The sequence below is a fragment of the Burkholderia sp. BCC0397 genome (assembly GCF_902832865.1).
GTDB lineage: Bacteria > Pseudomonadota > Gammaproteobacteria > Burkholderiales > Burkholderiaceae > Burkholderia.
Genome location: NZ_CADFDL010000009.1, coordinates 307502 through 319519 on the forward strand (window position 1 = coordinate 307502; position 12018 = coordinate 319519).

The window sequence follows — 12018 nt, forward strand, 5'->3', positions numbered from 1 at the left end:
CTTGTCAATTGACGGGTTGAATGTGGACGTCTGCCGGACTGCTTGCCAGAAACCCCTGGCCGACCTGGCTCGCGCCGCCGCCAGGCTGCGCGCTGCCGGTGCCACCTCCCATCGCGATCACGCGGGTTTCGCCGGAATGAAGATGCTTGAGCGTGACGTTCGTCGATGAAATCGACTGGATTGTCCAACTGTCATCCAGCACGTCGCCGGCTTTCAACACGACCGGATCGCTGCCGCCGGACGCGAAAAAGACCTGCGTTTTCCCGTCCCGGATCATGCGGCCGAGATACACGATGTCCGGTGCCGACGGCTGGGACGCGACCGAACCCGATGGCAATGGCGGCGGATTGTCCGAACGGGCAAGCGTGCCGGCAGGCGGCAACGGTGGCAGTCCGATTGGTCCGGATGATCCGGACTGCGACATCGGCGCTTGAGTTGCGATGGGTTCGGGCAATTGCGGGCGCAGCCAGGGTGCGTCGGATTGCGCTGTCTGCTCGGGCGTTGGCGTTCGCGCGGCGATTGCGCCACTGTCCGGCCGTTCCGTCAACATCGGGAGTTCGATGGAATCCGGTCGAAGCAGGGTGACGGCCGCGGTGACCAGTGCGCTGGCCAACACGAGCTGAACAGGCTTCGATACGGTCAGTTTCACGGGGCCGCTTTCAACTGGTAGTACAGGTGAATCTCCAGCATTTGATCAACGTTCAGCGATCCATCCGTACTTTTCGTATAGGCGAGGCGCGCGATCGAGAGATTCGGAAACGTGTTGAGCATCACCTGCAGGAACCGGCGCTGTTGAAGGTCTTGCCCCTTGATGTCCATGCGCATCACGAGTCGCTTGATCGGCAATGCCTTCAATGGGTCATACCGGTAGTCGACACGCGCTACGACGACACCGCTCTTGTCCGCAAGCGTGTTCAATTCGCGCAGCTCGTCCGGGTACGCGTCGAACTCCGGTAACGTGGCTGCAAATTCCTTTGCCGCATTTGGCGGTTGGGTCTTTGCCGCGGTCGATTGCTCTTGTGCGGGTTCCGGTATCGATGCCAGTTGCATTGCCATCTGCCGCGTTTCCCTGAGCAACGGATAATCGATCGCGATGATCAACGATGCCCAAAGGGCGAGCAGCCCGGCGACGACAAGATGCGCTGCCCGGAGTTGATCCAGTGCCCATGCACAGCGCCATGACAGTACCTGCCACGCATGCCGATGCTTCATGGCCGCTTCCATTCCGCGAGCAGAGAAAAAGACAGCGTGTGCTGTGACGTGTCCGACAGCCCGGGCAGGCTTGGCAGAGGCGGGACAGAATCCCGGGAGACGGACGGGTTCGGATCGCTGTTTCGAGTTTGGCTGACCAGTTGGACGGAAGACCAGGCTGGATCCTGGTTCAACGTATCGATCAGGTCGAATACGCGTTGCGTCTGATTGGCGGTGCCGCCGATACGGACGCGGCGGATCGCGCCGGCATTGGGTTCGAGCGTGAGCAGGTCGACGCCCGGTGGTGTGGCCGCGGTCAGGCTGTCCAGCATGGTCATCCACGGGTAACGCATTTCGGTAAAGACGGGATCGAGCGCAGCGGGAATGGGTAGTGCAGGTTGTTGCTGGACGGCAGTGCGGCGCGACAGGCGGTCGGCACGTTCGACGACGGCGTTTCGCTGCGTGAGGAGCGTGTCGCGCCACCAGAGTGCATGGGTGCAGCCCGTGAATGCGATGATGCCCGCGGCAAGCCATCGCCGGTTCCAGCGCGCCCGGCCCGCGTAGTTCCAGTTCAGACGCCCCATTTACGCCACTCCGCAAAGCGCGTACGCCAGCCGCGGATCGCCGTCCGGCGCGAGGCTGTCGATCTGGGGCGCGTTACTGCCCGGCGTGCCAGGATGAAGCGGCGGAAATACGCAGGTTGCACTGTCTGCCGCTGCCGACGATCGATCCGAAAAGGGTTGAACCGCGAACGTCACGATGTGTCCGTGGTCGTAGCCGACGCGCAACAACCGGGGCCCCTCGACGAGTGCGAGTACGCCGGTGCCTTTCTTCCAGCGAGGATAAAAGCGATCCCATACGACGCTTACGGCAGGGACGATTCGCCGGGCCCGGCAGCCCCGGCGCCGGGCAAAGGCAGTCAGCTCGTGGACGACGTCGTTGGCAATCAGCGCGGTCATGCGCGGTTGTCCGAAGGCAAGCGGGGCGAAGCGGAGCTGAAAGTCCGTGAACGGAATCCCGACGGGAAAATGCTGCGAAAAGAGCGCAGCGGTCAACGATCGACAGAACGCTTCATTCGCCAGGCGGCTATCCCAAGGCAACAGTAGATAGCGCACGTGTTCGATCCCGACGATCCAGTCGATTCGCCCGCGTGCCGAATGTGCATCCAGCCAAGTGCCCAGCGCCGCCAGTAACGCTGATAGATTGGGCGCCCCGGGGCCCGGATTCACGATCGCCTTGTTTTGTACCGACGGATTGAGGAGGCCCGCTACGTGGCATACCGCCAGCGCATCGTGCCCGAGATAGACGCACAATCGCTCCGGACGCGATGCCTTGATCGCCCAACTGGCAATCCGGGTAGCTTTTCGGGCGATCCATCGTGCCGTGGGCTTAATCGGCAAACGTGACACGATTGATTTCTTCCAAGGTGGTTTGTCCTTGCTTCACGGCCTCGATGGCTTGCTCGCGCATCGCGCGCATGCCGCGCTGGCGCGCCATCTCCTTGAGTCGGCTGGTCGCGGTTTGTTGCAGGATGGCCTCGCGAAGATCGTCGTCCAGCACGAGCACCTCGGCCAGCGCGCGGCGGCCGCGATAGCCGCTGCCGCGGCAATTCGCGCAACCGGTCCCCTTCATCAACCGGCCGCTGGCTAGTTGCTCGTGCATGACGCGCGAATCGTGCAGCGATGTGTCGTCTGGTACGAACGATGTCGCGCAGTGTGTGCAGACCAGTCGGACCAGACGCTGTGCCACAATGCCGTTCAAGGCCGTCACGAAGCTGTACGGATCGATCTGCATGTGCCGGAATCGGCTCAGCACGTCGAACACGTTGTTCGCGTGGACGGTCGTGTAGACGAGGTGTCCGGTCAGTGCGGCCTGAATTGCGATTTCCGCCGTTTCACGGTCGCGAATCTCGCCGACCAGAATCCGGTCAGGGTCGTGCCGCAGAATCGAGCGCAGTCCGCGCGCGAACGTCAGCCCCTTCTTTTCGTTGACCGGAATCTGCAGGATGTCGTCGAGCTGATACTCGACGGGATCCTCGATCGTGATGATTTTGTCGTCGCCACGCTTGATCTCGGACAGCGTGGCATAAAGCGTGGTCGTCTTGCCGGAACCGGTGGGGCCGGTGACGAGCAACATGCCGTACGGATGATTGGCCAGGCGGCGCATCACATCCCGCGTCGGCGCGTCGATGCCTAGCAAGTCGAGGTTCAACTGCGCGATATCCGCCGTCAGCGCCTGACGGTCGAGAATGCGCAGCACCGCGTCTTCCCCGAACAGGCCGGGCATGATCGACACGCGAAAGTCGACTTCGCGCGACTGAATCGACACGGAAAACCGGCCGTCCTGCGGAATGCGCTTTTCACCGATGTCCAGTTCGGCCATGACCTTCAGGCGTGAGACGACCTGCTCGGCCATGTCGGGGTCGGTCAGCACGCGAGCGGTCGAGATGACGCCATCGATCCGATACCGGATCGAAAGTCCGCGCAGCGAGTTCTCGAAATGAATGTCGGACACGCGGTTGCGGTGCGCGTCGTACAGCGTTGAATTCACCAGACGCACAACCTGGCTTTCGTCGCTGGCGATCGACGCAAGCGAGATTTCTTCCGCGGTGTTTGCGCCGTCGGTCGACCGGTCCAGCCGGATCAATTGCGAGAGCGTGTCTTGATCGCTGCCGAAGCGTGCCAGCAATGCTTTCAGTTCGAGAGGATGCGCGAACGCCAGATCGAAATAACCCGGCAGCCGGCAGCTTGCCAGCGAGACCAAAGCGGTGTTCCAGGGATCGTCGCTGACCAGGGTTCGCTGGTTATCGTGGTCGCGCAGTACCGCGCAATTCCGCTGAAGACATTCTGCATAGCTGAAGCCGGAAAAGTCCGGCGACATCGCTTCCATCTGTGCGAACCGCAGCAGGGTCGTGCCGCTCTCGTCGGCAACCAACGTCAACACATCATCGACCGACAACCCGCCGACCTTTTCGAGTGCGCAAAGCAAGGATTCGCCATCCGAGCCGGCCAGCGACCGAGCCTGGGCGAGCAGCGTGGCGGTTGACGCGCGGGTCATTGCAGGTTCCCCGCCAGATCGAACACCGGGAGATAAAGTAGCACGACGATCGTGCCGATTCCCAACCCCATCACAAGCATCAGGATTGGCTCGACCAGTCGTGCGAAACGCTCGACCCATTGCGTGATTTCCCGTTCGTGGAACATCGCGGCTTGTTCGAGCATGCCGGCGATCTGGCCATTGCGCTCACCGGCACGCAGCAGGCGCGACGCAACTGTCGTCATCAAGTTTTCCTGTTCCAGGCTCTCGCTCATCTTTTTGCCCTGCGCGATGGCGATCATCGAGCGTTCAAGTCCGTCCTGAAGCGGTAGCGGCAGCAGCTCACGGGTCATGTCGAGCGACGGCAGCAAAGCGACGCCGCCCTGCAGCAGCATGCCTAGCGAACGATAGAAGCGGGCGAGTTGCATGAGTTTCAACGTCTCGCCGATCCAGCCAATCCGACCGAACCACGCCAGGCACTGTTGCTGCACGGACGGGCGGACGAGCAGGGTGACGGCCGCAATGAGGATGCAGAGCAGGCAGCCGAGTGACGCGAACGTATGGTCGCTGACAAATAGCCCGACATTCAGCAGCCAAGCGGACAGCACCGGCAGGTCTGTTTGCGTCATGCCCTCATAGACGTGCGCAAAGCGCGGTGCGAGAAACCAGACCAGGAAGAAGGCGACAACGGTGCCTGTCACCATCAGCAGCGCCGGGTAGAGCGATGCGGAAATCAGTTTTTGCCGAACGACGCTGACTTGCGCGTGATATTGCAGGTAGCGCTCCAGCGCCTGCGTCATGCCGCCGGTTTGTTCGCTGGCGGCGATCATTGCGATGAAGAGCGGGGAGAAGCAACCGGGATGCGCGGCCAGGGCCATTGAAAAAGATTTGCCCTCCTGCATCAGACGCACGAGGTCGGGAAGCACGTAATGGCCTTGTTCCTCCGCGGCTGCTGCGTGACTGCGGCGCCGGTGTTCATCCAGCGTCTCCAGCGCGTCGGTCAGCGACAGTCCCGCGCGAAGCAGCGCAAGCAATTCGTGGACGAACAACGGCAGGTCGAAGCGCTTGCTGCGAAGGAGGTCACGCAGGGATGGGCGTGATCGCGCAAGCCTCGTTTGAGCGCGCCCGGCGATACTCACGTCGACAATCTGCACGCCGGCTTGTCCGGCGCAGCGCGCGGCTTCCTGTTGCGCGTCGTGTCGATCGGTTGCAAGCAGGTCGAACTGCTGCAAATCGCCACGTGCATTCAAACCCAGCAGGACGAACTTCGGCATGGTGCGAGGCGATCCGTCGAAACAGATTTTCTGGAAAACACGATGAGCTCAGTTGCGAATCTGAGTCGTGGATGATGTATTTCGATCTGCACCGTCCGACACGATCTCGTAATCGGCGTTGTGAGTCGCAGGGGCGGCATAGCGATACGGCTTGCCCCATGGATCGAGCGGGACGGCCTTTTTCAGATAGGGACCGCTCCAGCCGGGCGTGCCGTCGGCTGGCGGTGTCATCAGCAACGCAAGTCCTTCCTGAGTGGTCGGGTAACGGCCAATGTCGAGCCGGAGTTGATCCACTGCCTTGCTCAATACATGAATCTGGGCTTTGGCTGTAGTTTCCTTGGATTTGTCGACGTTGGCGAAGAGTCTCGGACCGACAATGCCGGCGAGCAGCCCAATGATGACCAATACGACCAGAAGCTCGAGCAACGTGAAGCCGGCCTGGCGTCCGAACCGTATGTCGCTGTATTTCTGCAAACGTCGAATGCTTGACATGATGCTGATATGGGTCTCGAATTTTTTGATAAGAGCTTCAATTTTTCGCGAAGCTGATCATGTCAATGTCGTTTTGCTAATCGGATCGCGCTCAAGACATTCACCAGATGGACTTCGGAAATAATTTAGGTCTTCTATCAGGATGCAGGCGATGCTCGCACGAGTCGGATATACGAGCAATCGGTCTTGTACGAAAATTAAGGAAGATGTAATTCATGCATTGAAAGACTTGTAATCATTCGATAACATCCGCGCATCGTTGAAGTTGACGTGTATTGGCATAAGCAGGTTGATCAGTTAACCGAAATAATAAAGAGGGATTGTTGCCATGCGGAGATTTTTCGGGACATTGAGGAGTCGAGCAGTCAATCGGTCCATCCGCCTTCGGGGCGGAAGTGCCTATGCGACGCGTTGCTGCTTGCGCTTCGCGCTGAGCGCTGCAGCCGGTGCGGCACTACTCGCGTTGTCACCATCGGCCTGTGCGGCCAGTACTGACGACTACACGTATGACACGTTGGGGCGGGTGACGAAAATCACCTATAGCGATGGTGTCAAAACAACCACAGTCACTTATAGCTACGACGCGACGGGCAATCGGACGAGCGTCGTCAGCACCACTCCGTAACGTTCGTTATCGGTTTCTATCGCGTACGGAAGCACCTCGTAGCGAGATGTGTGTCGGTCTATCCCGATTTTTTGATCGAGTCGGCGCACCTCCATTGAGCGGGAATTCCGTTTCAACTGACGCTCCTTTTTGCATGTCGAGAGGCGTGGGGGAACGTGCGCGCCAAATTTTTAATGTCGCATAAAAACTCAACTACATCCGAGAGGCCATTCGATGGTTGACGATGCATTCCGAGACAAGCGGGCAGTCGAAAGAGGCGGTACCGGCTGCACCCATCGATCCATGTGCTCGAAAGCGCTGGCTGCACTGGCGGGCGTGTTCGCCTTTTATGTTGGAGCTGCCGAGGCTGGGAACGTCCAGTTTTCCAGTACGGCTCCCGCCGTTGCGGAGGTTGCGCCTGCGGCCGACGCGACATCCACTCGGCAGGCGCCCATTCGGCGCGGTCGTGAGGCGATCCCACCGGGCACGGCGCGGCGGATGGCGGCAGGCGAGGAGTTCGCGCCGCAGCCGAATACGCTCCGGGCCATGTTGCCACCGGTGACCGCGGAAACGGCCATGACGCACGACGCGAAAGTCGCGGATGCGTTGCCGGCGAGTCTGAATGCGCGTGGCTCGATCGGAACGTTGCCGACATTGAATCTGAAGCGCTCCCGATCCGTTGCGCAAGAAGAGGTGAACCTGCAGAACTTCGCGAAGCCGACCGAGCCGGCGGCTCGCAGCGTCGGCGCGCGCGGCGTCGGACTGACCGGCGACGACAACATCGTTTCCAATATTGCCCCGGCGGGCCCGGCGTCGCTGGAGGAACTCGCGCGTGCGCTTCGTTTTCATCCGGATCTGATCTACCAATACGTCCGCAACAACATCGAACTCGACCCGGTTCGCGGCGTCCACAAGGGTGCGCTGGGCGCGGTGCTCGACAATTACGGCAGCCCTGCCGATCAGGCGCTGTTGATGACGTCGCTGTTGCGCCTTTCGGGCTACGACACGCGGATCGTGCGTGGCGTGATCAAGCTCAGCGCGAAGCAGTTTGCGGATTGGTACGGCGTGCCGACCCACAACGTGTGTGCGGTGCTGAACCTGATGGGCCAGACCCAGATCCCGATCTACGACGTCAATGCGACGCAGGCAGGCGGCTGCCCGGGGCTGAACGCGTCGATGACCGGAATCTCGATCGAGCATTTCTGGGTCAAGGCCAATATCGGCGGGACGTGGTACACGTTCGATCCGAGCTACAAGCCGCACGTCGTCAAGGCGGGCATCGACCTGAATGCGGCGGCGGGCTACAACGCGGCGACGTTCCTGCAGAACGCGAGGTCCGGCGCGACGGTGACGCCCGATCTGGTGCGAGGCTTGAGGCGAATTGCCGTCCACAACGATCTCGGCCGCGCATCGTTCAATCTCGCGCAATGGATCAGCAAGAACAAGCCGACTGCAACCCTGAGCGACATCGTCGGCGGCAAGTCGATCGTCCCGTTCTATGCGGGGGCATTGCGACAGACTCAGAACGCGTTGCTCGATACGCGCTGGGCGCCGCAGGAATGGGACGACATTCCGGTCGGCTACAAGCCGACCGTGCGTGTGCTGTACCAGGGTATCGATCAGACCTTCACCGCCGATGCCATCTACGGCAAGCGCCTGACGATCACCTACAACGCATCGAATCAGCCGGTGCTCCGGCTAGATGGCCAGACGATGGGCGCGCCGGGGACGGCGGTCGCGCCGGGCGCGGACAGCGTGGTGACCTTTGTCGTGTGGCACAACGCCTATCCGAACAATCAATCGGACCACGCGTTCGAGCAGCACATCAAGGGCGGTGGCAAGTACCTGATCGTGAACGGCTGGGGCCCGACAGGTCGCGGTTTGTCGCAGCACTATCTCAAGAATCTGGAAGAGCTTCGCGCGGCCGGGCAAGCGGACGACAGCGAACCCGTGCTCGGCGCAAGCCTCGGCGTGATGGGCGCGCAATGGGTGTCGCAGACGACTCGCAGCGCATCGATCACGGATCGTCTCGCGAACGCTTATACCGTGCAGCAGCATCAGGTCGGCATCGCGGGCTATACCGATGGTCCGTACGTCGATCTGCCGAGCAACATGAGTTCGCCCGTTCAAATGGACGGCAACACGGCACTCGAACGGGCCGTGTTCGACAGCAACGGGATGCACTTGTCGATCCTCGAATCGACGGCGGTCAATCAAACGTCGGGGGTTTCGGCGGTATCGACGGTGAAACTGCTCGATCTGGCGATGATGCAAGGGCAGACGATCTACAACGCCAGAGGCAGCAACTATGCGAACGTGGTTCAGCCAGCCTTGAGGAACTGCGAGCCGCATTTCGGGAATTTTCAGTATTACGTAGGAAAGGGATTTCAACTGCTGATTCCGGGCAACTGTCAGCTGGTCGAGAATCGCTGGAACGGCGTGGGCTACTTCGTGCGCGGGATGGGGAACGCCCGACTGCTCGGATCGACCATCAGCGGTGGATATTCGGGCGGGTACTTCACGTCTCCCGTTCCCGCGCCGACCTACAACGCCAAGACGGTGAGCACCGCGAAGTCGCCTGTCAATCTGACGGGCTATTTCGGGCTGCAAGCCGTCGCAGGCGATCCGGTCGACATGGTGCACGGGAACTTCCTGTTCGAGCATCAGGACGTGAAGACCGGCCACGGCGATTCGCCCGACAGCCTGAATTTTCAGCGCTTCTACAGTAGCGGCATGAAGAACCAGGCAGGCGTGCTCGGTAAAGGCTGGACGCACAACTACGATCTCAATGTCCGCACCGCGTCCGATGGATTCCTTGGCATGGGCGACCGTCTGGCGCTCGATGCGGTAGGCACGATTGTCGAACATAAGGTTTCGCTGGATTTGCTGAACGAGCCCGACGTTTCGCCGGACCGGTTTCTGACCGCGGTAATCGCACAGCGCTGGTTTGGCGACCAGCTCGTCGACAATACGAAGATCGTCAAGCTCGGCTTGAACAGCGATGTATTCGTCAGGCTGCCGGGTATCAGTTACCGCACATCCGGGGATTACAGTTCGCCTCCCGGCAAACCGGTGTCCCTTCTCGAAGACAGTATCAGCAAGACGGCGAGCTACACCATCAATCGAGCGGGCACGGACGGCCCCGCACGCTTTACGTTCGATTTGCAGACGGGCAAGGCTTCACGCTACGTCGAGCAGAGCGGAAAGGCGATCGATTTCACGTGGGCCGGCGATCTGTTGACGCGGGTTGAAAACAGCTTGGGTCGCAGCCTCACGCTGGCTTATTCGAACGGCCTTCTGCAGAGCGTTTCCAGTCCGCAAAAAACCGTACGATATGCGTATGACGGCAATGCCAACCTGGTCAGTGTGACTGATCCGGACGGGTTTGCGACACGCTTCGAGTACGACAAGCCCGGCCGGATGACGAAGTTCTACGAGCCGAGTTTCCCGAACATACCCGTCGTGACGAACGTCTACGACACGTTGGGTCGTGTGCGGATGCAGACGAGTGCCGCAGGCAACGTGTTCAACTATTACTTTGCCGGTTCGCGGACGGAAGAGGTGGGACCGGGCGGCACGGCACGCACGAACTACTTCGACGGCGAGGGCAATCTGCTGCAGTCCGGCGACCCGATGGGCAACTGGACGCTCAAGGACTATGACGGCCAGAACCGTCTCGTGCGCGAAACACGCCCTGAAGGCAATCGCACCGAGATCGTCTACTACGATCTGACGTGTGGCAACGCTATGTTTCTGTGCTCTCACCAGCCGGCGACCATCACGCAATATCCGCGCCCCGGATCTGGCGATCCGGCCTTGACGCAGAAGTTTACCTATCAGGGTACCCGGTTGGCATCCGTTACGGATGCGCGCGGCAACGTGACGGCGTTTTCCTATAACTACGCCTGGCTGCTCGACCGGATCACGAAGCCCGCCGTAGGCGGTGTTTCGCCTGTCACGACCTTCACTTACGAGCGGGTGTCGCCGCCGGGCAAAGATGCGTTCTATCGACCGACGCGTGTGATCGAGAGGATCGACGCCGATCGGATGACGTCGACGACAACCCGTTACGCGGCGGACCATACACCGGCCGTCGTGACGCAGGACGACACCGGTCAGCGCGTCAAGACCACGACGACCTTCGATGGCGAAGGGCGTCTCGTCTCGAGTCAGCGCGATGGAGCGCCGAACATCACCTATACGTATGACAAGCGCGACAACGTCACGCGGACGAATGCGAGCCTGGTGAGCGCGGACGAAGTGATCGCCTACGACGCGAACAATCGCGAGATTCGACGCGGTGTGGCCGTCGCCGGTGGCGCGATGGTGAGCTGCAAGCGCTATAACGCGATGGGTGACGTGGTGCGCGTGTGGGGGCCGGCGAAGACGGCGAACGTATCGACTTGCCCGGCGGAAACCGCGCCGACGCCGGTGACGGACACCGCGTACGACGATCATCATCGTCCGAGCCGCGTGACGCGATATCTGCCGCCGGCAGAAGGCGGCAATCGGGTGACGGAGACGATTTACCGGGCCGACGACAGCGTCAAGAGCATACGCAAGGCAGTGGGCACGGGGCTCCAGCAGGATTATGTGAGCTATGTCTACAACCCGAACGGCACGGTTGCGTTGACGACCGATGCAAAGGGCAATACGACCGTCAACCTGTACGACGGACATGACCGCCTGTTCCGCACGCACTATCCGCTGGATGGGTCGCCTGGCTTGGGGGATGCGAACAATTACGAGCAGTATGCGTGGGACGCGAGCGGGAACCTGATCGCGCTTCGCAAGCGTAATGGCCAAGTGGTGGTGCAGAGCTTCGATGCGTTGAATCGCCTGGTTTCGCGTACGTTCCCAGGCGGTGTGGGCAACGTGCAGTACAGCTACGATTTGCGCGGCTTGAAGACGGCGTCGCAGTTCGGTGACGGCAGCCATACGATCATCAACAGCTACGACGGCCTGGGTCAACTGACGCAGACGAGTACCGGCGGCAGGACGCTGCGCTATCGGTATGACGCGGCGGGCAACGTGATCGATGTTGCGTGGCCGGATGGCTTCCACGTATCGACGCAGTACGACGGCTTCGGTCGACCGTCGCAGTTGTTGGAAAACGGCACGGCGAGCCTGGCGAAATACAGCTATGACGCGCTCAACCGTCGCGCGACGGTGGAGCTGGGTAACGGGACGCGTACGGAGTTTGCGTACGACAATCAAGGGTGGTTGTCGGCCCAGGATCACCGGTTCACGAGCAGCGCGGAGGACTGGATCGCGCGGTTCACGCGCAACCAGTTGGGCGACATCACGCGCTCGAGCGTGACGAATAACCGATACGGTTGGAAGCCGGCGACGGGGAGCCTGACGTATACGGCCAACGGGTTGAATCAATACCGTACGGCGGCCGGGCGGGCGGTGACGTAT

At 60.9% G+C, this 12018-nt stretch carries 8 protein-coding genes; 1 reads left to right on the forward strand and 7 read right to left on the reverse strand.

All coding sequences use genetic code 11. The features are described 5' to 3' along the window. Positions 1-4: 4 nt before the first annotated feature. From HWX03_RS25920 to gspG, 7 genes are read right to left on the reverse strand one after another with little or no spacing between them, the layout of a single operon-like run. Positions 5-649: a hypothetical protein gene (locus HWX03_RS25920; RefSeq protein ID WP_175873179.1), complete on the reverse strand. Its 645-nt coding sequence runs from the start codon at positions 647-649 to the stop codon at positions 5-7. Then, a complete protein-coding gene (locus HWX03_RS25925) occupies positions 646-1212 on the reverse strand; it encodes a hypothetical protein (protein ID WP_175873180.1) in 567 nt (188 codons plus the stop codon). Before HWX03_RS25925 ends, HWX03_RS25920 begins: the two co-directional genes overlap by 4 nt. Next, a complete protein-coding gene (locus HWX03_RS25930; RefSeq protein ID WP_175873181.1) occupies positions 1209-1775 on the reverse strand; it encodes a PilN domain-containing protein in 567 nt (188 codons plus the stop codon). The genes HWX03_RS25925 and HWX03_RS25930 overlap by 4 nt, the downstream gene beginning before the upstream one ends. Further along, positions 1776-2600, reverse strand: a complete 825-nt coding sequence (locus HWX03_RS25935) for a hypothetical protein (RefSeq protein ID WP_175873182.1) — start codon at positions 2598-2600, stop codon at positions 1776-1778. It lies immediately after the preceding gene. Further along, positions 2581-4248, reverse strand: a complete 1668-nt coding sequence (locus HWX03_RS25940; RefSeq protein WP_175873183.1) for a GspE/PulE family protein — start codon at positions 4246-4248, stop codon at positions 2581-2583. The genes HWX03_RS25935 and HWX03_RS25940 overlap by 20 nt, the downstream gene beginning before the upstream one ends. Continuing rightward, positions 4245-5501 (reverse strand): type II secretion system F family protein, encoded by a 1257-nt coding sequence (locus HWX03_RS25945; RefSeq protein ID WP_175873184.1) that lies wholly within the window; start codon positions 5499-5501, stop codon positions 4245-4247. Before HWX03_RS25945 ends, HWX03_RS25940 begins: the two co-directional genes overlap by 4 nt. 48 nt (positions 5502-5549) lie before the next feature. Beyond that, the gene (gspG, locus tag HWX03_RS25950; RefSeq protein ID WP_175873185.1) at positions 5550-5993 is read right to left on the reverse strand and encodes a type II secretion system major pseudopilin GspG; all 444 of its coding nucleotides are present in this window, start codon (positions 5991-5993) and stop codon (positions 5550-5552) included. 838 nt (positions 5994-6831) lie between these two features. On the opposite strand from gspG, the gene HWX03_RS25960 reads away from it, so the two are divergent. Next, a partial coding sequence (locus HWX03_RS25960) for a DUF6531 domain-containing protein (RefSeq protein ID WP_175873187.1) occupies positions 6832-12018 on the forward strand: 5187 nt, incomplete at its 3' end.

What these genes read in the sequence shown, in the direction of transcription:
- HWX03_RS25925 (WP_175873180.1), bottom strand. Translation starts at nt 1,212, where the DNA reads ATGAAGCATCGGCATGCGTGGCAGGTACTGTCATGGCGCTGTGCATGG.
- HWX03_RS25930 (WP_175873181.1), bottom strand. Translation starts at nt 1,775, where the DNA reads ATGGGGCGTCTGAACTGGAACTACGCGGGCCGGGCGCGCTGGAACCGG.
- HWX03_RS25940 (WP_175873183.1), bottom strand. Translation starts at nt 4,248, where the DNA reads ATGACCCGCGCGTCAACCGCCACGCTGCTCGCCCAGGCTCGGTCGCTG.
- HWX03_RS25945 (WP_175873184.1), bottom strand. Translation starts at nt 5,501, where the DNA reads ATGCCGAAGTTCGTCCTGCTGGGTTTGAATGCACGTGGCGATTTGCAG.
- gspG (WP_175873185.1), bottom strand. Translation starts at nt 5,993, where the DNA reads ATGTCAAGCATTCGACGTTTGCAGAAATACAGCGACATACGGTTCGGA.